This window comes from Mucilaginibacter psychrotolerans (assembly GCF_004519315.1).
In the GTDB taxonomy this organism is placed as follows: Bacteria; Bacteroidota; Bacteroidia; order Sphingobacteriales; family Sphingobacteriaceae; genus Mucilaginibacter; species Mucilaginibacter psychrotolerans.
In genome coordinates, this window is record NZ_SOZE01000031.1 from 41,302 (window position 1) to 63,694 (window position 22,393).

The 22,393-nt window shown below is 46.2% G+C and carries 19 protein-coding genes; 15 read left to right on the forward strand and 4 right to left on the reverse strand.

Annotated features, from left to right (window positions below; translation table 11 throughout):
- Positions 1-170 precede the first annotated feature (170 nt).
- Together E2R66_RS22315 and E2R66_RS22320 are read left to right on the forward strand one after the other, a co-directional pair.
- Positions 171-839, forward strand: coding sequence for a LolA family protein (locus tag E2R66_RS22315; RefSeq protein ID WP_133234920.1), 669 nt, complete (start codon positions 171-173; stop codon positions 837-839).
- Positions 840-1,101: 262 nt separating this feature from the next.
- Positions 1,102-1,980: a diiron oxygenase gene (locus E2R66_RS22320; RefSeq protein WP_133234918.1), complete on the forward strand. Its 879-nt coding sequence runs from the start codon at positions 1,102-1,104 to the stop codon at positions 1,978-1,980.
- Positions 1,981-2,243: 263 nt separating this feature from the next.
- Here E2R66_RS22320 and E2R66_RS22325 read toward each other — a convergent pair whose 3' ends face one another.
- The gene (locus E2R66_RS22325) at positions 2,244-3,155 is read right to left on the reverse strand and encodes a polysaccharide deacetylase family protein (protein WP_204985977.1); all 912 of its coding nucleotides are present in this window, start codon (positions 3,153-3,155) and stop codon (positions 2,244-2,246) included.
- 190 nt (positions 3,156-3,345) lie between these two features.
- Positions 3,346-4,479 carry an acyltransferase family protein gene (locus E2R66_RS22330; protein ID WP_133234916.1) on the reverse strand — a complete coding sequence of 378 codons (1,134 nt, stop codon included), beginning with the start codon at positions 4,477-4,479 and terminating at the stop codon, positions 3,346-3,348.
- Positions 4,480-4,691: 212 nt separating this feature from the next.
- Here E2R66_RS22330 and E2R66_RS22335 point away from each other — a divergent pair, with 212 nt between their 5' ends.
- Together E2R66_RS22335 and E2R66_RS22340 are read left to right on the forward strand one after the other, a co-directional pair.
- A complete protein-coding gene (locus tag E2R66_RS22335) occupies positions 4,692-4,964 on the forward strand; it encodes a hypothetical protein (RefSeq protein ID WP_133234914.1) in 273 nt (90 codons plus the stop codon).
- Positions 4,961-5,722 carry an MBL fold metallo-hydrolase gene (locus E2R66_RS22340; RefSeq protein WP_133234912.1) on the forward strand — a complete coding sequence of 254 codons (762 nt, stop codon included), beginning with the start codon at positions 4,961-4,963 and terminating at the stop codon, positions 5,720-5,722. The genes E2R66_RS22335 and E2R66_RS22340 overlap by 4 nt, the downstream gene beginning before the upstream one ends.
- Positions 5,723-5,742: 20 nt before the next feature.
- Here the strand turns inward: E2R66_RS22340 and E2R66_RS22345 are convergent, their stop codons facing one another.
- A complete protein-coding gene (locus E2R66_RS22345; protein ID WP_133234910.1) occupies positions 5,743-6,198 on the reverse strand; it encodes a hypothetical protein in 456 nt (151 codons plus the stop codon).
- Between the two features lie 448 nt (positions 6,199-6,646).
- On the opposite strand from E2R66_RS22345, the gene E2R66_RS22350 reads away from it, so the two are divergent.
- A complete protein-coding gene (locus E2R66_RS22350) occupies positions 6,647-7,960 on the forward strand; it encodes an alkaline phosphatase family protein (RefSeq protein ID WP_133234908.1) in 1,314 nt (437 codons plus the stop codon).
- Entirely contained in the window at positions 7,944-8,435 is a 492-nt protein-coding gene (locus tag E2R66_RS22355) for a hypothetical protein (RefSeq protein ID WP_133234906.1), read from the forward strand. Before E2R66_RS22350 ends, E2R66_RS22355 begins: the two co-directional genes overlap by 17 nt.
- Positions 8,436-8,527: 92 nt before the next feature.
- On the opposite strand, the gene E2R66_RS22360 is transcribed toward E2R66_RS22355, so the two are convergent.
- On the reverse strand, positions 8,528-11,545 hold the full coding sequence (locus E2R66_RS22360; protein ID WP_133234904.1) for a glycosyltransferase family 117 protein: 3,018 nt from the start codon (positions 11,543-11,545) through the stop codon (positions 8,528-8,530).
- A 172-nt stretch (positions 11,546-11,717) separates the two neighbouring features.
- Here E2R66_RS22360 and E2R66_RS22365 point away from each other — a divergent pair, with 172 nt between their 5' ends.
- The 9 genes from E2R66_RS22365 (at position 11,718) to E2R66_RS22405 (ending at position 21,919) form a co-directional block, all read left to right on the forward strand.
- Positions 11,718-13,355 (forward strand): gliding motility protein RemB, encoded by a 1,638-nt coding sequence (locus tag E2R66_RS22365; protein ID WP_133234902.1) that lies wholly within the window; start codon positions 11,718-11,720, stop codon positions 13,353-13,355.
- A gap of 340 nt (positions 13,356-13,695) precedes the next feature.
- Positions 13,696-14,946, forward strand: coding sequence for a DUF2130 domain-containing protein (locus tag E2R66_RS22370; protein WP_192902002.1), 1,251 nt, complete (start codon positions 13,696-13,698; stop codon positions 14,944-14,946).
- A gap of 507 nt (positions 14,947-15,453) precedes the next feature.
- The gene (locus tag E2R66_RS22375; protein WP_158288485.1) at positions 15,454-16,107 is read left to right on the forward strand and encodes a response regulator transcription factor; all 654 of its coding nucleotides are present in this window, start codon (positions 15,454-15,456) and stop codon (positions 16,105-16,107) included.
- Between the two features lie 413 nt (positions 16,108-16,520).
- Positions 16,521-16,877 (forward strand): single-stranded DNA-binding protein, encoded by a 357-nt coding sequence (locus tag E2R66_RS22380; protein ID WP_133234898.1) that lies wholly within the window; start codon positions 16,521-16,523, stop codon positions 16,875-16,877.
- Positions 16,878-16,951: 74 nt separating this feature from the next.
- On the forward strand, positions 16,952-18,016 hold the full coding sequence (locus E2R66_RS22385; protein ID WP_133234896.1) for a M20 family metallo-hydrolase: 1,065 nt from the start codon (positions 16,952-16,954) through the stop codon (positions 18,014-18,016).
- Between the two features lie 1,072 nt (positions 18,017-19,088).
- On the forward strand, positions 19,089-20,423 hold the full coding sequence (gene argH, locus E2R66_RS22390) for an argininosuccinate lyase (RefSeq protein ID WP_133234894.1): 1,335 nt from the start codon (positions 19,089-19,091) through the stop codon (positions 20,421-20,423).
- 2 nt (positions 20,424-20,425) lie between these two features.
- Entirely contained in the window at positions 20,426-20,893 is a 468-nt protein-coding gene (locus E2R66_RS22395; protein WP_133234892.1) for an HAD domain-containing protein, read from the forward strand.
- Between the two features lie 49 nt (positions 20,894-20,942).
- Positions 20,943-21,146, forward strand: coding sequence for a YwbE family protein (locus E2R66_RS22400; protein ID WP_133234890.1), 204 nt, complete (start codon positions 20,943-20,945; stop codon positions 21,144-21,146).
- 83 nt (positions 21,147-21,229) lie between these two features.
- On the forward strand, positions 21,230-21,919 hold the full coding sequence (locus E2R66_RS22405; protein ID WP_133234888.1) for a DUF1345 domain-containing protein: 690 nt from the start codon (positions 21,230-21,232) through the stop codon (positions 21,917-21,919).
- Positions 21,920-22,393 lie beyond the last annotated feature (474 nt).

Here is a 22,393-nt window from a genome sequence, read left to right on the forward strand (position 1 = left end):
TTCTTTTGAGTGAACACTAATTGAGTGACCACGAATTTTTCTAATTGAGGCGGATTACACGAATTAAAAGAAAACAATTATAAAAAAATCGCGTCGTTAGATTTGTGAAATTCGTAGCTTCTAATTCGTAGAATTCGTAGTCACTCAATTCGTATTATATATTATTTGAAATGAAAAAACTAACCCTCTTAATATTCGCAACTGCATTGTTTTTCACTAATGCCTTTGCCCAAAAAGATAACGATGCTAAGCTTATCCTCAACAAGCTGAGCAAGCAATACCGCAGCTACGATGCCGTGAAAACAGATTTCACCTTGCTGGTTGATAATGTGCAGGCCAATGTAAAGCAAACGCAAAGCGGTTCGCTGCTGGCTAAATCGAAAGTAAACAAGTATAAGCTGATCATTTATGGCGCCGGCAAATCGGTATCGCAGGAAATTATCAGCGATGGTAAAAACCAGTGGACCTACCTTAAGGATGCCAATGAAGTGCAGGCAGCCGATGCTGATAACAGCGATGAAGGCTTCAACCCGGCCAAAATATTCACCATGTACGAGAAGGGCTATAAATACGTGTATGTAGGCTTGCAGAAAGCTAGCGGCAAAACCTACCAGGTGATAGACCTTACCCCCGAAAACGAAAAGGCCAGCTTTTTTAAAGTGCGCTTGATGGTAGACAAGGTAAAAAACCAGCTGTATAGCGCACTGATTTTCGATAAAAATGGCAGCCGCTATACCTATACCTTAACCACGTTTACCCCGGTTACCGGCGTAGCCGATGCTGTTTTCGGGTATGATAAGAAAGCCCACCCCGGTGCAGAGTTTGTGGATTTGAGGTAGGTATTGGAGTCAATACTGTTCAATTGATTTTGTTTTAATTCTGAACATTCTTTAATTCGTTAAATTCGAGTTCAGACAATAGCGATGGGTTTAGAAACCCATCGCTATTTTTGTTTAATTTTATTTGGGTGTATTTGGGTGTGTTTTCGGGTACGTACTACCGCGACGCATAAAGTTTAACCATCTAAAGGCCTTATCTCAGTTTAAATGTTTAATAAGCCCCAGCAAACCCTCTCCCCATTTTTTCCGTTATCTTAGCAATATGCGCCCCGAAGAAATAGAAAGGCTGGTAAAGATTAGCAAGGATCGCCCGCTGCTGCCCGAAACCTATGTGCCCTGGGCGGAAGAACCTTCGCCGACAGACCTTTACCTGCCCGAATTCCTGACTTCTTTAGAAGGCCTCGCCGTTTACGATACCCTTACCCAACAACAAAAAACCGACCTTGGCCGGCACGAAGCCGTACAGGTTTTATATTCCTACGGCTGGGGTGAAGCGTTGTTCTGCGTGTTCATGACGCGCTACCTGCTCACCCTCCCGCCCAACGGACCTGAGCACCGCTTCCTCATTCGCGAGATCATCGAAGAATACCGCCACCAGGAAATGTTTGCGCAAACCATCACGCAGCTTAAAGGGCAAGCCCTGCCCCCTACCAAAATGCATGCTTTCGTCGGGAAGTTCAGCACCAATTATTTGCCTGCCGATTTCCTGTTTATGGGTAGCCTGGCGGTGGAATTGATAACCGATATGTATGGCAACCACACCCGCCGCGCACCCGAAATTTACGTGGTGCTACGCAAGGTATTCGAGCTGCACAACATCGAAGAAGGCCGCCATATCCATTTTACGAAAGGTTTATTGGAGAACTACACCAAAAAGGCAGGCTACGTCAAACGCACGCTGTATAGCTTCGTAATATTGATGAACATCTACTTCGTGCGTACCATGTATGTGCGTAAAGCCATTTACGAGCGCATTGGCATACCCAACGCCGATGCTGTTTTTAAAGAAGCTACCAAAAATTACCGCAGCAAATTCACTAAAAACTGTTTAGGGCATATTATCGAATTTGTAAATAGCTGGGTTGGTTTTAATACGGCTACGCGTTGGGCGTGGAGGTGGTTGTTGGGGGCCAGAGTATAGCTATCATCAACGTCATTGCGAGGAACGAAGCAATCTCTACGTTGGACAAGCCGCTCTGCATGGTGCACCTGCTTATCGGGAGATTGCTTCGTGCCTCGCAATGACGCAGGGGCTAATTTTAGTCCTTTAATCGTGTCCTCCGCTCCATCACCTCCCGCCAGGTAGTTAATATAAATCCTTTCTCTTTCAAAAATGCTTTCAGTCGTGGGTCAAGCATGGCCAGCAAGTCGCCTTTGCGTTTTTGGCCGGTATCGGTTATGTATTTAAACGTTGCAGATGGATTGGTACAACATAATCACCATCGTAAGGCCCGGAGATAGTCGGCCTATGCTTTCGATGTAATGGTCGGTGTACCATTTTTGTAGCTGCTTGTCCGTAGCATGCTCAATTCCGGGCATCTGCCAGTCGTAACTGCTGTTGTGCAGGTCATCCAGCACAGGCAGGCCGTTTTTCCAAAGCATATCGCCTACTTCCTTTGCCTTGCCCAGGGCTGCAGGCTCGGGGATATTCATGCCTTCGGTGTGTTTGCCTTGCCTTTTCAATTCGGCAATGGTGGCTGCTTTGGCTTCGGCACGGTAAAACAAATCCTCCCCGCCGGGGAACATCACCGGTATCTGCTTCTCAATGCCCAGTTGTATGTATTTTTCCAGAAAAGCGGGCTTGGCAAACAACGTACCCATGTGCGAATCGAAATGCGTGGGTTTAATGTCCATGGCCACGGCCCTATCGTACTGGGCGCGTATCTCCTTATCTATCTCCTCGGGCTTGGCACTAAAATAAACTGCTGCCACATCTTTATACATCGCGCCTTGTTTATCTACCAGTCCAGGCACATTGGTTTTACCAGCCAGCGGCCCCCAGCGGTAGTTGTCCCACTCGCTGGTAAGGGTAAGGTGCAGCCCGGCATCCAGGTCGGGGTGTTTATCCAGGTAGGCCTTAAACTCGGGCACCCATGGGCAGGGCATCATGATGCTGGTCGAATTGGCCACACCCCGGCCCGTTGCCTGAAACACTCCATCGTTAGCATCGTGCGACATACCCGCATCATCTACATGCAGAATAATAACGCGTGCGCCCTTTGGCCAGCCCAGCCGCTCAGCATAGGTGGGAGTTTGCTGGGCGTTGGCGTTTATTGCCATGCCGAGGGCGATGACGAGGATGAATAGTTTTTTCATCGTTTATAGATTATGAAGAAGTCGGAAAATGTCTGAACTCGAATTTTTCGTGTTTAATTGTTTTGTAAATAGTACTCAAGATGGCTACGCCGTTTTAAGGAATTTAAAGAAAGTACAGAATTTCATCAGCGAGGTCGAAGCATTATGTCAATTCAAAAAATTTCTTAAAATTCGAGTTCAGACAACCTATTTACACCCTAATATATATCCCCCGCTTATCCAATATCTTCCCAACTACCCAACATATCAGCATATAACTGATGGCAAACAGCAGCGAGCCTACGGCCCCGGGTGCTACTGCCTGGTAAACCGATGCGTTTATCCAATCAAAGAAGCTTACTTTCCCAATCGGCACCATCCAAAATGCGATGATGAGTATTTCCGACAGGATATAGATCGGCAACGGGTTTTTACCAACGGTAGTGAAGAACGAGGTCCAGTTGCCTTTGTTCCAGCTGCGTATTTCAACAATATAGATCAGCGAGGATATGATTATCAAATCCAAACCAACGGTAAGCAGGGTGAATGGACTTGTCCACAGTTTTTTGCCTATCGGGAAACTCATGTTCCAGAAAAGGGCAATGAACAGGAACAATGCGCCGGTAAGCATCAGTTGCGAAATGGTTTCGTAGCTTTTGCCTTTTTCCTGTATAAATTTGCCGGCGTAGTAACCGCAAATCACATTAACGATGGCAGGCAGGGTACTCAGAACGCCTTCCGGGTCGAAAGCTACGCCTTCGCCGTGGTACAGGTGGCTATCGCCGAGCAGGAATTTATCCAGGTAGGTACCGGCGTTGGTCAGCATGCCGTAGGGCGCAGCCGGGTCGCCAAAGGCGAGCAACAGTAACTGATAGCCCACTAATAAAACAACGCTGATGACGATAACAGCCCTTTTCGATTTGATGAAATACACGATAAGCGAAGCGAACATATAGCAAAGCGCAATACGCTGCAGCACGCCCATAATACGGGTATTGCTAATGGGCCTGAACGCCCAACCTGCCTCGGTATGATCTACAAAGGGGAACCAGTACATGAGGTATCCCAGCAGAAAAATAATAACCGTACGTTTAAATATCTTGCCGAGCACCGCGCCGGTACCCATTTGCGCAAACCTGGCTGAAGTGAAACTCATGGCGTTACCCACAGCGAAAAGAAAGGAAGGGAACACCAGATCGGTAGGCGTAAAGCCGAACCAGGAGGCATGCTCCAGCGGGGAAAAAGGTGCCGCGCCGCTGCCGGGCGTATTCACGATAATCATAAAACAAATGGTCATCCCGCGGAATACATCCAGCGAGAGGAACCGTTCAGGCTTTTGGGTCATATATCAATAAAGGGCTTAAATGGTTAAGGGAGTAAATCCGTGTACAAGATATAAATAAATCGAAACTAAAAATAGCGCCGGGCGATTCACTTGTAAAAAGCATCAATAGTTTTTAAAAAAATTTAATAAGCCAATTTTAACCGCCCTAAAAAAATGGAAAAAGGACGTTCACGACACATTTCTAACGGGTAATTATCCTATTTTTGAATTTCATGCTAACGCCTACCAACCATACGCTTGAAAAACTGGAGCTGCTGCTAAAATCGGCCGGCTACCGCGTGCGGTACGAAAAAGGCAACTTTAAAACCGGTGCCTGCCTGCTGCAAAACAGCCGCATGATTGTTGTAAACAAATTTGCCAATCTGGAGAGCAAGATAGCTGCTGTAGCCGATCTGGCCCGCACGCTTGAAATAGACCAACACCTGCTTGATGAGAAGCAGGCCGCATTTTTGCACCAATTAAAACAAACCACCCTGCAGCTGTGACCATTACTTTCTTAGGAACCGGAACCTCGCAGGGTGTGCCTGTGATAGCCTGCGACTGCGAAGTGTGCACCTCTGCCGATGCGCACGATAAACGCCTGCGCACTTCTATACTGATAGAAAGCGGCGATAAAACTGTGGTGATAGATTCCGGACCTGATTTTAGGTACCAAATGCTGCGTGCAGGCGTACAACACCTGGATGCCATTGTTTTTACCCACGAGCATAAAGACCATGTAGCTGGCATGGACGATATACGCGCCTTCAATTACAAGCAACAGGGCCCCGTAGATATTTATGCCGATGCACGCGTGCAATTGGCCCTACGCCGCGAATTCCCTTATATATTCGACGATAAAGGCTATCCCGGCATTCCTCAGATTGACTTGCATACCATTAGTTTGCAGCCTTTCGATATCGGCAGCATCCACCTCATCCCCATCGAGGTGATGCACTACAAACTGCCGGTGCTGGGCTTCCGCATAGGCGATTTTACTTACATTACCGATGCCAAAACCATATCAGAAACGGAAAGGGAAAAGATACGCGGCAGCAAAATATTGGTGGTAAACGCCCTGCAGAAAGAAAAACACATTTCGCATTTTACGCTGGAGGAGGCGATAGCCTTTGCGCAGGATATTGGTGCCGATACAACCTACTTTACCCACATTAGCCATCGGTTGGGCAAACATGCGGATATTGACGCGGAACTACCAAATGGCATCAGACTGGCTTATGATGGCCTGAGAATTGAAATTTAAGTAACCGTAAAAAAGGGTTGCTAATGCAACTCCACATAGCTTACCTGGTCTATAGCACCTCGGTATTCTTTTAGGTGGCCCTTCATCTTCACATCTACCCGGCCGCGTAGGGTTACCATCCTATTGTTCATATGCGTATAGCTACCATCTTCGGCATCAAAAAAACCTTTTTGCGTACCTGCCAGGTATAAAGGGCAATCCTGCGTAAAATTCACCCAAAGGGCCCGGCTGTTGCCGTGCACATCATACAAACTATCGTTTACCAATGCCGAAAGGTTTTTGCCTTCGGTGTATCTCCCTGATATTTCTACGTATTGCAGGTTATAATATTTGATGCTATCCACCAGGTTGGCATAGCTTACCTTTTTAAATACAATACCTTCTGCGCAATCGCTGGTGTAGAGGCGTTTGCTATGCGCACAGCCCAGGCATATTGCCATGGCCAGCATCAGGGTTAAAAAACAAGCTTTTTGCATTGCCTCACAATTTACGCAGGGCAAACTACAAATAGGGTATCAAGCCAATATTTTACATTAATATTAATCATAGATCATTATGGAGATTTAAATACGGAGCTTACCAAGTGAAAAAAGCGGAGATTTCTTGGTATCACAGGGTTTATTGATAGATTTAAGGTAAGCAACCTCGTAGAGGCGCAAACTTTGTAGAAAAACATCATAAAAACGAGACAACGCCGTTAGGTGTTGAACGCCATTTATTGTGTACCTACGGCACTCCAGGGATTGGGTGGTTGGTTTGCTACAAAGCTTTCACCCTTACAGGGTGAACCTCGCCGGTTCAAACGTCTCGCTTGAACACACGCAATAACACCCTTCAACCCAAAAAACGGGGCTGCAACATTAATGTTATCGTATCAATTTGTTAACTGTATTTACATACTTTTGAAGCTTGCAATATCCACAGATGAAAAAATATAGCTTATTAGTTGCTTTGATGATGCTTTGCTTCGCGGGCATTTGCCAAAAGCAGCAAATTGCCGATACCACGCAAAAAGTTATTCCCGGTCGTAAAAATAGCCTCGCCCAGCAAAAGAAACCCTACGTGATATTGATCTCAGCCGACGGTTTCCGTTGGGATTATGTGGATAAATACAACGCACCAAACCTCAAAAGATTCCGCAGAGATGGCGTACATGCCAAATCGATGGTACCATCCTACCCTTCGGTAACCTTCCCCAACCATTATGCCATGGTGAGCGGGCTTTACCCCTCGCACTCGGGCCTGGTAAACAATTCTTTTTACGACCGCAACCGTAACGACAGCTACAGCATGAGCAACAAGGCCAAGGTAGCCGATGGCAGCTGGTACGGCGGAACTCCGCTTTGGGTACTGGCCGAGCAGCAGAAAATGCTGGCCGCCAGTTTTTACTGGGTAGCATCTGAAGCGGCCATAAAAAATACCCGCCCCACTTACTATTACATTTATAACGAACAGATAGACATGAACAACCGCATTGCTGCGGTTGTAAACTGGCTTAAGCTTCCGCCCGAAGAGCGCCCGCATTTCATCACCTTTTATCTGCCCCAGGTAGACCACGCCGGGCATACCTATGGTCCCGATGCCCCAGAAACAGGCCGCGAGGTGCTCTATGTAGACTCTGCTGTGAACGCCTTGTATAAGGCTGTTAAAACTACCGGGCTGGACGTAAACTTCGTATTTGTGGCCGACCACGGGATGACACAGATTGAAAACAAAAGCCCGCTGGGCATACCCGCTGGCATAGATACCGCTAAGTTCAGGATATCGGGCGATGGCACCCTGGTAGAGCTTTACGCAAAGGATAAAACGGCCATTCAAAGCACTTTCGACCAGTTGACCAAAGATGCACAAGGCGATTACAAGGTGTACCTGAAAACCAATATGCCAGCCAAATTCCATTACGGCGCAAGCGATGACTGGCATAACCGCATAGGCGATATACTGCTAATACCCGAGTGGCCAAAGGTGTTTAACCTGGCCAAACGCACAAACCTGCACCCCGGCTGGCACGGCTTCGACCCTACGGTGGTAAAAGATATGCATGCTACATTTTACGCCTGGGGGCCAGCTTTCCGCAAGCGTATAACCATCAAAAGTTTCCCTAATGTGGATGTTTACAATATGGTAAGCGAGTTGCTCGGCCTCAAAATAACCGACAAGGTAGATGGCACCCGCGCTTTGGCCAAAAAAATACTGGTAAAAAAAGTACTCAAAAGAAGAAATGAAACAATCAATTAAACTATTGGTGCTGCTGCTTTTACCGGCAGCCGTTTACGCACAAGACCCCGCAGTGGTAAAAAAACAAGCCACAGTTGTTGCCGATGCTTTGGTGAAAGGCGATTATGCAACCGTAGTTAACCATACCTATCCTAAGGCCCTGCAACTGGGCGGCGGCAAGGCCAAAATGCTACAGATGATGACTACAGGCATGCAGCAAATGGCAGCCCAGGGCGTAAGCTTTGAGAGCGCTACCGTTGGCACACCGAGCAAATTTTATAAAGCAGGCACCGAGATACATTGCCTGGTACCAGAGCACATCAGCATGAAGGTTGGCGGCAGCACTATGAAAGTGAACAGCAACCTGCTGGCCGTAAGCAGCAATAAAGGTAAAACCTGGAGTTTTTTAGACCTGAACAAAAACACCATTGCAATGGTGCCCAAGCTGTTCCCTAATTTTAATAAGGATCTTAAACTGCCCGAGCCAAAGCAGTAAGCTATAGCAGCACAGCAAAAACATATTGCAACAAAAAGGCCTCCGTACGATAATCGCGCGGAGGCCTTTTATGTTTTATGCATTACCTAATGCTACATATTAAATACAGACTGCAACTTGGTGCGATAATTCTCTAAATCGGCATTAAGCGATTTGGAAATAGCATCCTGATGATGTTGCTGCGTTACGCCAGCCAGTTCTTCGAGCACCCGCAACGAGATACGCACATCGCGCGGATTAAGCCACGATTGGTGGTTTTGCAGGTTGTAATAATTAAACTGCAGCTGGTCTTTAATATGATCGTGTATGCTGTTGGTAAACTTATTGCCCAGGCTGATATCCCCAAGGCGGTAGGCTATCTCCGCCATCATCATTTTACGCATGGCAATATCAATATAAGGGTACAGGTTCTCGGGCATTTCCTCATCATATTTGTGCAGGGCTTTTAACGCAAGATCGCCGTGGCCTTCGGCCTCCAGGTTGGTTGCCAAATCCAGGAAGGTGGTCATCATTACCGGGTAAAACATGGTAACCGATTCGTGATCCAGGTACTTAGCCTTTTTGAAATTACCGAACCTGAATTTGTTCATTACGTTATCGTACATCACCATTGTATTGGTTTTGCTTTGCTGATCGTGGTTAGCCGTATCAGTTTTAAACGGTATCAGGTGATAGGCAAACCCTTCTTTGTACAGGTAAGGCATCAGCCCCGACACATTATCGTTGCCTATGGTGGTGGTGAAGCAGATCGGGCGTTTCCAGTTATTGTGGGCCAGTATATCCAATAAGGCCAATTGGTCTTTACCCACATACCTCGACGGAAATTTCCATTTCATCGCGCTATCCAGGCGGCCTTTCTGATCGGGCGTTATCACGTGGTTCTTCAGCACATCATCCACGTTGATATCCAGTTTAAAGTTTTTAGTAGGTAAATAGTTCACATACTCGCCCCTTTGGGTTTGCGCCTGCACGCTTTGGTCGTCAGACGTGATAAAGTCGAATATCTCCTTCACCGGCGTATAACCTTTTATATCATTATCGCTATAGAAAATCGCATCGCGAATGCCTTCTTTATACTTATCAAAAGGCATGGTGATAGGCAACGGTGCGCTTTTGTTCATCTGTTTCTGCATCTGGCGAATGTACCAGTCGGCGGTAAACAGGCTCAGGTTTACCAGGCGCACATCCGGGCGTATGCCTTCTACCTCCTGATCGTACCAAAGGCTATAGGTATCGTTATCGCCATAGGTAAACAAAATAGCGTTTGGCGGACAGGAGATGAGGTAATTGTAGGCCATATCGTGCGGCGTCATCTTGGTGCTGCGGTCGTGCGCGCGCCACTCTTGTTTAGCCAGTAAAACCGGCCCAACCAGCAGGCAAATACCCGTAGCTACCCATGCCGAGGTGCGGGCGTTTATTTTTTTGCTCAGCAAATCGGCAATGGCAATAACGGCCAAACCAATCCACACCGCGAAGGCATAAAACGAACCAACATAAGAGTAATCGCGCTCGCGCGGCTGTACCGAGGGTTGATTTACGTACAGCACTACCGCTAAACCGGTGAAAAACCAAAGCAAAAGGATAATCAGTGCATCGCGCTTTTTACGGTTAAAATGGTAAAGCATACCTACCAGGCCAATAACCAATGGCAAGCCATAAAGCGGCGTGTAGGTAGGGTTGTTCAATATCGATTTGGGCAAATGCTTACCGCCATCGAACCAGCCGCTGGTCCAGTTACCGTCGTACCATTCGGTGCTTTGCTGACCGTCTTCATCGTTATAGCGCCCCACAAAGTTCCATAAAAAGTACCTTACGTACATCTGGTATATCTGCCAGCTGCTCATCCAGCTTAGGTTATCAATAAAGTTGGGTTTTTGCCCGTCGGGTATCTGCAGCCATTGCTTATAAAACCCGGCATCGTTGGGCGAAGTACTGTACATGCGGGGGAAAAGCGTAGTATGATCGTACACATAATCTACCTTACGGTCGGCCATCTCGTATTTGGTTTTCCCTTTGCGGTAAATAATGCTACCGTCTATACGGGCGGTATCGTTTGCATCGTAATAAGGGCCACTAATGAGCGGGTTTTCGCCATACTGTATGCGGTTTAAATACCCATACATCGTAAAGGCGTTATCGGGATGCGAGTTGTTGAGGTTGGGGTTGGCAATAGCGCGGATTGGGATATAAGCAAACGAGCCGTAACCGAAGTATATAAATGCAACGCAAAGCATCACCAGGTTAAACACGGGCTTTTTGTAGCGGATGCTGTACCAGATGCCGAAGACGATAGCCCCTATCAGCAACGCGAAAAACAATAATGCACCGGTGCCGAAGCCGAAGCCAAGTGTGTTTACGAAATAAAGATCGAAATAAGCGGCGAACATGATGGTGTAGCCGCGTATGCCATATTGCACCACGCCCAGTATAACTACGCCCACCAAAAAGGCAATGACGGCTTTCCCGGTAGTGATGTTCTTAAACTTGCGGAAGTAATAAACCAACGCAATAGCCGGTATGGTGAGCAGATTTAATAAGTGTATACCGATAGAAAGCCCTAATACGTAGGCGATAAATACGATCCACCTATCTGCACCGGGTTCATCGGCATGGGCCTCCCATTTTAATATAGCCCAAAAAACGATGGCTATACACAGCGACGATAAGGCAAACACAATGGTTTCTACCGCCGAGAACCAAAAGGTATCGGTATAGGTAAAAGCCAAGGCCCCCACCAGGCCCGAGCCCATGATGAGGTAGGTTTGCGCGTTACCAAAATCTTTTTCGCGCCCCGCTACCAGCTTTTTGGCCATAGCGGTTATCGTCCAAAACAAAAACATTACCGTAGCGCCGCTGGCAATTGCCGACCCCATATTGGTAAAATAGGGCACCTTGGCGTTATTGCCAAATGATAGTAAGGAGAACACCTTGCCCAGCATGGCAAACATAGGATAGCCCGGCTGGTGCGATACCTGCAGACGGTAGGCGCAGGAGATAAACTCGCCGCAATCCCAAAAGCTTACAGAGGGTTCTAAGGTTAAGATGTAAGTGGTAGAGGCTATAATAAAGCAAAGCCAGCCTAAAAGGTTGTTGATTTTTTTGTATTGCATGTACTACGGATAGCTAATGGGCGTGGCAAATATCAGTATTTTTATAAGTTATATTAAAAAAAAGCAGCTTACCTTATTAATTTTAATACAAATTAACCATTCCGCGTAAGTATTGATATTTAATTGAATTTGGTACTTTAATGTTACGATAAATAATACTTATTTTGTTGCAATGCAAAAAAACCTGCCCCTGTTACCACGCAAAATCATAACCATAGCCGCTTGCGTACTATTTTTTTCGGGAATAGCTAAGGCTCAGTCGGTTTACCTGCCGCAATCTTACCAGTTGTATCAAAAATTCAACGCACAGGTCTACTCAAAAAGTAACGGCATGCATACCTCCTTGCGCCCTTTTTTGATCGACAGCTCGCTAACTACCCGGTATAACGAATTGATGAACGTTGGCGTAAAAGCCGACCGCAAAAATTGGTTTGGCCGCAAACTGCTAAACGAGCACCTGATAGACGTGCAAACCAAAGAATACACTTTTTACGCCGATATATTGATCGATAACATCTTCGGGAAAGACTTTAAGGACGGTAAAAACGCACCAAGTAATTTTAAACCTTTTGGGTTCGGTTTAAAAACACCTCTGGGCATCAATACCCGCGGTTTTCAGGTAGGCGGTACCATCGGTAAAAAGTTCTCTTTCTACACCAGCGCTTACGAAAACCAGGCGATATTCCCAACATACTACAACGATTACGTAAACACCAGCGGCTTTGTGCCTGGCATGGCTTACGACCGTAGTTTCGGCAAAGCCCAAAAGGACTATTCGTACGTAACGGCTATGCTATCCTACATCCCATCAAAGCATTTCAACGTTGCCCTGGGTCAGGATAAAACCTTTATCGGCGATGGCTACCGCTCTTTACTACTGTCAGATTTTTCGGCCAATTATCCACTGCTGCGCGCAACGGCCAACATTGGCCCGGTGCAGTACATGATGATGTGGACCTACCTGCAGGATATCAAAGCACCTAAGTTCGACGTTTTCGGCAGTAACCGCCGCAAATATGCCCTGTACCATTATTTAGACTGGAACGCTACCAAGAGCCTTTCTTTGGGTTTCTTCAACGCGGTGATCACTCCCGAGGCTGACCACCAGGATAACCGACACGGTTTCGACGTAAACTACATCAACCCGCTGTTCTTTACGGCAGGCAATAATTCTGCTACGCCCAATAACGTATTGTTTGGTTTTACGGGTAAATACAAAGTATTTAACAAAAACGCTTTATACGCCCAGGTTATACTGGATAACCAAAAAACAGCAGCAGGCGCAAGCAAAAGCAGCAACGGCTACCAGGTGGGCCTGCGCGGCGGCGATTTGGCCGGTGCAAAAAACCTAAGCTACCTGTTTGAATTCAACACCGTGAAACCTTACACCTATTCGGACGCCAATATGCTGGCCAGCTACACCTTCTATGGCGACCCGCTAGCGCATCCGCTCGGCGCAAACTTCAGGGAGTTTGTGGGTTTGCTCAACTATTCTATCGGTCGTTTCGATTTCCAGGGACAGCTAAACTATGCCAAATACGGCCTGGATAACACAGGCGAAAACAATGGCAAAAATATCAATGCACCGTATGCGGTTGCCAGTCCGCAAGGCGTTGTTGGGCAAGGCTTAACCACCGACTTATACTACGGCGAGGGCACCGTTTCCTTTTTGGTGAACCCCAAATACAACCTCCGCTTTGAACTGGGCGGCCTTTACCGCACCGAGAAAAACGCCTTAGGCGAACGGAAGAATGCTGTGGTTACGTTCGGTGTGCGCACAACATTCAGGAATTTATATAAGGATTTTTAATGGACACGAATTGAGTGAACACGAATTTCACTAATTAAAAAGAATTAACACTAATCGTAGAGGCTATACATTGTTAGTGTAAAAGCTAAACGATGGGTCAATAATTCGTGAAATCATCCTTCAATTAGTAAAAATTCGTGTTCACTCAAAAACCACTAGGAATGTTGCAAAGCGCTGTGTTTCTCTGTGCCCCCACAGCACCCCTATGTGGTTAAAAAAACACACTTAGCTAATATTTTGAGCATTTTTCTCCACAATACCTTTTTTAATTCGTGATATTCGATTGAATTAGTGAAATTCGTGTTCACTCAATTCTTGAAATTAGTGTTCAATAATTATTATGGCTACAGAAGTTAAGTGCCCCAGCTGCGGACATGGTTTCCCTATTGAGGAGGTTATGGCCGAGGAATACAAGCAGCAGCTAAGGCTGAAGATGCAGGATTATACCCGCCAGAAAGAAGAAGAATACCGCAAAAAAGACGACGAGTTTCTAAATCGCCAAAAACTGCAGGAACAGGAATTTGCGCTGCGCCTCGCCGGCGAAAAAAAAGCTTTGCAACTTACGCTGGAAGAAAACCTGCGGAAATCTATCGCATCAGATTTTGAAAACCAACTGCTGATGCTGCAAAACTCGGTGAATGCCAGTGCCGAAAAGCTCAAAGAATCGCGCCAGAAAGAACTGGAGTTTTTACAACGCGAGCAATATCTCAAACAAAAAGAAGAAGAAATGGAGCTTGCCACCCAACGCAAGCTACAGGAGCAACGCGCAGAACTTACCGAGCAGATACGCAAACAGGAAACCGAAAAATACTCCATTAAAGATACAGAACACCAGCTAAAGGTAAAGGAGATGGAAAAGCAGCTGGAGGACCAAAAACGCCTGGTGGACGAGATGAAACGCCGCGCAGAACAAGGCTCGATGCAGCTGCAGGGCGAAGCGCAGGAACTGATTTTAGAAGAATTACTCCGCACCTACTTCCCCTTCGATGTGATAAGCGAGGTGGGCAAAGGCGTTCGTGGGGCCGACTGCGTGCAAACCGTGCGTAACCAGTTTGGGCAGGAATGCGGCAAAATTATTTACGAAAGCAAACGCACCACCGCCTTCGGCGGCGATTGGATAGACAAGCTAAAGAAAGATATGCGCGCCCAAGGCGTTGATGTTGCCGTTATTGTAACCCAATGCTACCCCAAAGGTATGGACTGCTTTGGCGAGCGCGATGGTGTATGGATATGCAGTTTTGACGAAGTAAAGGCCGTAAGCTACATCCTGCGCGATGGCGTGATAAAGCTATCTAACCAGGCCAAGGCCCAGCACAATAAGGGCGATAAGATGCACCTGCTTTACGATTATCTCACCAGCAGCGAATTCTCCGAACAATGGAAAGCCATACGCGAGGGGTACATGAGTATGCGCCTCTCCATCCAAAAAGAACGTGATGCCATGGAAAAAATGTGGAAAGCACGCGAGAAGCAACTGGACAAGGTGCTGCTGAACGCTGCGCACATCAAGGGCTCTGTAGAGGGTATAGCCGGTAGCGACATGATACAGCTAAGCCTGACCGACGAAGATGACCCGTTGTTGCTTGAATAACCATAGGCACGTTTATGTGGGGTATACGCAAATACTTTTTTTTTCTGGGCCAAGGAAAGATGGTTTGGCACCCGGCCAGACCCCTGGCCCAGGTAATAGCAAATGAATAGGCAGCACCTCAGGAATGCAAATCGGCATTGCAAAATGAGAGACGCAATATTTTGCGTCTCTACAGCGAAAAATCAAAAAAACAGCTAGGGTTGCCTACAGGTAGAGACGCAATATTTTACGTCTCCCGCATGCAAATCATCCATGCAAATCACTTGGCTCCCGCGCATTGCAATGGGTATGTCTTTTCATGGATATTACGCTAATTTATAGTCGGTTAACCATTGCCCCGCTTTGGTGAAGGAAGACTCTCCTTTGTGTTTTAGTACACCAGTTTCGGTTTATTACCAATTCATGGCGTTAATACAAGGCTTTATCCGTAGTTTTACATATTCTTTGCTATTTCCACCAGTTTACTTCCCGGTACCTTTTCATTACATTATTCTTAGTATTTCTTTAATGATAAAAATTCTACTGGCCGAAGGTCATACGGTAGTTCGTAATGGTATTAAGTCCCTTTTAGAAAAAGAAACAGATATAGCCGTAATTGCTGAGGTTGGAGATGCGGAATCTGTTTTAAAATGGCTGACGGAAAACCCCGCTCCGGATATTGTGCTTACCGCAATAAATTTCCCAAAGATGGGTGGCATCGAGCTTACGGCCGAAATAAAACAGTTATACCCGGCCATAAAAGTGCTGATACTATCCCGTATCGACGAAGAAAAACACATACTGCAAACCTTTAAGGCCGGTGCTATGGGCTACTTGCTAAAAAGCGTGCATGCCGATGAACTGATTTTCGGTCTGCGCCAGGTGGCTAATAGCAACCAGCGTTATCTGTGCAACGAAATAGCGCTTAAACTGCTCGATAAACTATTGCAATTAACCCCTGCCCATGCAGACGGGGTTGAATTACCTACAGACATTTCCAAACGCGAAATAGAGGTGCTCGTGCTGATATCGCAAGGTTTTACCAACGAAGAAGTGGCCGGTAAACTATTTACCAGCAAACGCACTATCGAAAGCCACCGTCAAAGCCTCATCAATAAAACGGGCACCCGTAATACTGCAGCACTGGTGCGTTATGCCGTATTAAATCAAATAATCGGATAAGCGTGGCGCTAATCTCATACCCACACTATAGCTAAGCATAACTGTTAGGCGAGGCATGCTGAAAACCGCCACCAGCAAGCCGAAATAATGCCTTACCACCACAGGAAAATCGCCTTTAAAGCAGTCGATGATTAGGAGGCACCTACGGAGCCTTCTCGCTTTTCGCCTGTTGCTATAATCACGGTACTCCTCCGGAGTGTTTATCCGAACTGAGCTCTACGCTCCGTTAGGAGCATCGTGTTTATAGAAATTGCAAGCAATGTTGAGGGCTCCGTAGGTGCCTCCTCTTTAAAAGCGAGTTCCCTGCTGCCCATCATAAAATAAGTATTTATTCACAACTAAATGCGTATTTATACTAACCGTAAGTTTTTTACAAAGCCGAAGTTTTGTTCTGCAAAGGATAGGTCTACAGGATGCTTAGTAATTCGGGAGTAAATAAGGTAATTTTATTGGGTATAGCAGAAGGGCCTTTCGAACAAAAAACGGTGGGCGGCTTATCGTTTTTATGTTTTAGCATTATAACGGCGGAGCAACTGAAAAAAGGCACCAATTACGTCGAACATAGCGAATACCACCGGGTACGTATCCCCGAAAAATTGATAACACCCGAGGTAACGGCTTTAGCCAATGGCATCACCTTATTTATAGAGGGTAAGATCAGCACAACAACGGTAATAGATGAACAACGGATAAAGCGTTATAATTTAGATATCGTTGCCCACAAAATAGATGTATTAGGCAAAGTTGACGTGAGCGCAATAAAATCATAAACGGCAAAGTTATTTACCTTTCCATAAAAAAAGCATTAATTTTGCCGCTATCATCGGGAATATTCCCGGCACCTATGGCAGATATAGCAACCCTAACGCAACAGGCAGTTACACTGCTACAGCAATTGATTTCGATACCGTCTTTTAGTAAAGAAGAAGATCGCACAGCGGACCTAATTGAGCAAACCCTGCAGCAGCATGGCGTGCAAACCCACCGCAAACTCAACAATATATGGGCCTGGAACAAGCATTTCGATGCGGCAAAACCCACTATCCTGCTCAACTCGCACCACGATACCGTTAAACCAAACTCCGGCTACACCCGCGACCCTTACGATGCTAAAATAGAAGGCGATAAGCTCTTCGGCCTGGGCAGCAACGATGCGGGCGGTTGCCTGGTATCGCTGATCGCGGTGTTTTTATACTACTTCGATAAAACGGATTTAAAATACAATTTTTGCCTGGCCACCACCGCCGAGGAAGAAATATCAGGCGTGAACGGCCTGGAGCTGATCATCCCCGATTTGGGCGAGCTTGATTTTGGCATCGTAGGCGAACCCACCCTGATGGACCTGGCCGTTGCCGAGCGCGGCCTGATGGTACTGGATTGCACCGGCCATGGTAAAGCCGGCCACGCCGCCCGCGAAGAAGGCGAGAACGCCATTTATAAAGCACTAGCGGATATTAAATGGTTCCGCAACTACAAATTCCCTAAAGAATCAGAAGTATTCGGGCCGATAAAGATGTCGGTAACCATTATCAGCGCCGGCTCTCAGCATAACGTAGTACCCGCTACCTGTACCTTTACGGTAGATGTACGCGTAACCGATGCTTACCGCAACGAGGAAGTGCTGGAGATTATCCGCGAGCATGTAAAATGCGATGTTAAGCCGCGCTCCATCCGTTTAAAGCCATCCAAAATAGATAAGAACCACCCCTTCGTACAGGCAGGCATAGCGCTTGGCCGTACGCCATACGGCTCCCCTACTACGTCGGACCAATCGCTACTGGATATCCAATCCATCAAAGTTGGCCCCGGCGATAGCGCTCGCTCACACATGGCCGATGAGTTTATTTATGTAGACGAGATTGGTAAGGGGATAGCGTTGTATGTGGAGATGCTGGATAAGATAGTGTAACTGATTCTTTTTTAAATCATCCCATATGTCATTTCGAACCAAGCGATAGCGAGGGAGAAAACTTATTAGATATGCAAAGTAGCAAACACAGCATATCTAACAATTTTTCTCTTTCGCCCAACCGCTCTTCGCCCCGCTGCTCTATCGAAATGACAACTTTAATTATAAATTATATTAAACCCCAGGTTATCATTTCGAGGGAAGCGCAGCGACGAGAAACTATCTCTTGCGCGACAGCGAAAAATCTTGTTAGGCATGCAAGGTATCAAACTCTGCACAGCCCGCTTGGCAAAAACAACAGGTTTTCTCTTTCGCCCTCCCGCTCATTCTCACCCCGCTGCTCTATCGAAATGACAATGTTTAATAAAAGGGCGTAGCAAAAATCACCCCTTGAAGATGGCTGTTATTTAAGATTGTATAGCTTTTTGATAAGCCCACCCGCCAAATTGATAAGAAAGGCCCCCTGAGCAATTAAAAACACGATTACTGCATGCGGAATAAATTTAATCCACAACGCAGGGGCTTTTTGCTGAAAATCCGAAATAGCATAATAACGCCTGGGGACTCCATCTAATCCATCTAACGGACTAGTAGGGAAATAGCTTAAAAACAGGAGAATAATCACCCCCGTTATGGTGATTATTACGTGTATTCACGTCAGCCACCTGGTCCAAATTATTTTCTTCGCCAAAGTATACAACATCCACATAAACAAAAAGTAGATGGCTGAAATACCACAAAGGTTGGAAGGTATAACGATATAAACGTCATGCAAATTCAAATCCAGGCCTGCTTTGGATGGAATAAAAGAAAGCAAGAAAAACAGCAGGGCGAATAAACCGAATAATTCGTGTGGGCGATGTTTTATATTGAGAAAGCGTTTTGGGCCGAGTTGCATGAATGGAGTAGGTTCGTTATTTAAACTTAAAAATAGCTAATTAATGCCCGCGAGTGCAATAAAATTTAACAGCGCAAAAAGTGTGTCGCACCCCCCCCTTCATTGCCGTCGGTTTCAACCAACGGCGGATTCCAAAGTAGATTGTAAACCCCCATTTAATTTTATATTTGCAGCATGGCAAAATTATGGCAAAAAACCACCAATGTAAACCAATTAGTAGAAACCTTCACTGTCGGTCGCGACCGCGAGCTCGACCGCGAAATGGCCGCTTTTGATGTGCTGGGTTCCCTTGCCCATACCACCATGCTGGAGAGCATAGGCTTGATGAGCGCTGAAGATTTAGCCCTGGCACAACAGGAACTGAAAGCCATTTACGCCGATATACAGAATAACAATTTTACCATTGAGGATGGCGTAGAAGACGTGCATTCGCAGGTAGAGATGCTGCTAACCCAGCGCATTGGCGATGCCGGCAAAAAGATACATAGCGGCCGCTCCCGTAACGACCAGGTACTGGTAGATTTGAAACTTTTCTTCCGCCATAAGCTGCAGGAAGTAGTTGAGGAAGTAGATAAACTCTTCCGCCAATTGATAACGCTAAGCGAACAGCACAAAGATGTTTTGCTGCCGGGTTATACGCATTTGCAGGTAGCAATGCCCTCCTCTTTCGGCCTTTGGTTTGGTGCCTACGCCGAAAGCCTTGCCGATGACCTGGAAATGGTACTCGCCGCCTGGAAAATAACCAATAAAAATCCATTGGGTTCTGCCGCAGGTTACGGCTCCTCCTTCCCGCTGAACCGGACCATGACCACCGAGCTTTTAGGTTTCGAAAGCCTAAACCATAATGTGGTTTACGCCCAGATGGGCCGCGGCAAAACCGAGCGCATTATTGCGCAGGCGCTATCGTCCGTAGCGGCAACGCTGGCCAAAATGGCTATGGACCAGTGCCTGTACCTGAGCCAGAACTTCGCCTTCGTAAGTTATCCCGAGAACTTGACCACCGGCAGCAGCATCATGCCGCATAAAAAGAACCCGGATGTATGGGAAATTATGCGCGGCAAATGCAACCGCCTGCAGGCCCTGCCCAACGATGTAGCCATGATGACCACCAACCTGCCATCGGGCTATCACCGCGAACTGCAATTGTTGAAAGAACTGCTGTTCCCCGCCTTTGCCGATTTACTGAACTGCCTGCACATGGCCACCTTTATGCTGCAAAACATCAAAGTAAACACCGATATTCTGGCCGACCCTAAATACGCCTACCTCTTCAGCGTAGAAGAAGTGAACCGCGCCGTATTGAACGGCACCCCTTTCCGCGATGCGTATAAGCAAGTAGGTTTAGCCATTGAGCAAGGCGATTTTAACCCAGACATGAACATTAGCCACACCCATGAAGGCAGCATTGGCAACCTGCAAAACGCGCAAATAACCGCAGCGATGGATAAAGTATTGGGAAGTTTCGGTTTTGAGAAGGTGGAGAACGCAATAGCGGCTTTGGTTAGATAACTATGTTTATCCTGCTGGATATCGATGGCGTGATGGTAACAGAACCGGCCTGGAAAAAGGTAGAAATCGCAGCTGATGGCTTCATGGTTTTCAATGAAAAGTCTGCCAAAAATTTAGCGGAAATATTAATAAGTTCTGATGCGTCGGTCGTCCTTACAACAACACATCGGATTAACTACCCGTTAGATAAATGGCTTCAAATATTTGCTGCTCGAGGAATAACCATCAAGTCAATTTCGAAGCTAAATAACATCGGGTCTGTCGCATTAATGCAAAGTCGGGCTGTTGAAATTCAAGATTGGGTGAATTTACAAGACAAAAAAACCGAATACTTAATTATCGATGACGATGCCTCTTTAAATACATTGCCCGAACATATCAAGGCAAGGTGTGTTATAACCAAATCGACTGCAGGTTTTGACGATGAGGCAAAGCAAAAGGCATTACAGCTAATCGGTGTTAATCGGTGAAATCATCCTCAATCGGTGAAATCAAAAAAATAATAAAATCAGTGTAATCATGGGTAACCAAAACAGGGCAGATATTTACCCCGGCCTCGAAGTAGATATCATCTTAAAAAAAGACCAGCGCAGTGGGAAGCTTACCCGTGGCATTGTAGAAAAACTACTCACCAGTTCGGCTTTCCATTCCCGCGGCATAAAGGTACGTTTAGAAGATGGCCAGGTTGGCCGCGTTGCAGAGATAATAGAAGAGGACTTTTAGTCCATAGACCATAGTCGATGGTCCATAGCGACATTTTAAAACCATGGTCTATCGACTATTGACCATGGACTAAAGACTAAACCATGCACCCCATAAAAGAACCTCAGAAATATCTCTTCCTTCGGCTTGATGCGCATTACCGGCTATACATCTCTTTGCTGATGGGGCTGGTGGCATTCTTTTTTGCGCGGCATATCCCATCGGTGCCGGCGGTTACGCTCATTGTTTGGATAACTGTAGCTTTGAGTATCATCATCCTCAATTGGATGATTATACTATGGGCCCACCCCCGCGAGATACGTAAGATTGCCAGCCTGCAAGATAGCAGCCGTTATCTCATTTTCATCTTTGTGATGACGGCCTCGCTGGTGAGTTTGGTGGCCATGTACCTGCTACTGAAATCAACAAAGGGGCAATCGGATGAAACCGTAAGCGGATATATCATTTTAGCCATGAGCGCGGTGGCTGTATCGTGGTGGCTGGTGCATACGGTGTATACCATGCGCTATGCCCACCTGTATTACTCAACCGACGAAGGTAAAAAAACGCCCATGGGAGGCCTTGAATTTCCGGCAGACATGAAAGACCCCGATTATATGGACTTCGTATACTTCGCCTTCGTTATCGGCATGACTTTCCAGGTATCTGATGTGGTGATCACCTCCCGCCGCATCCGCCGCATCGTATGGGCGCATGGCCTTATCGCGTTTGCGTTTAACACCGCCATCGTAGCGTTGAGTATTAACGTGATATCGGGGCTAGTGTCTAAGTAGGACCGCTGATTTTTCGCGGTTTATCTGTTTGTAAAAGCGCTCAAGATGGCTTCGCCGTTTTATTGATTACGCAGATTTCGCTGATTGTCTGAACCTTGATTGACTTGATTATGGGATGACTTGATTGTTGAATTTTAAGAATCCTTCAATCCATTAATCGTGTGAATCATGGTTCAGACAAAATCATCAACGAAATCATTTAATCATTAAAATCGGCGGTTCAGACATCCTTTAATCCATTAATCGGGTGAATCAAGGTTCAGACAAAAATCATCAGCGAAATCAGCGTAATCATTAAAATCAGCGGTTCAGACATCCTTTAATCCATTAATCGGGTGAATCATGGTTCAGACTGTCTCGTCCTGAAATAGGTTTACTAAATTAGTAAATCATTAAATCATGGTAAGGAAAGAAAAAGTGCATAAAAAGCACGAGATCATATCAGAATATTTAACAGGGACAGAGACATTTGTT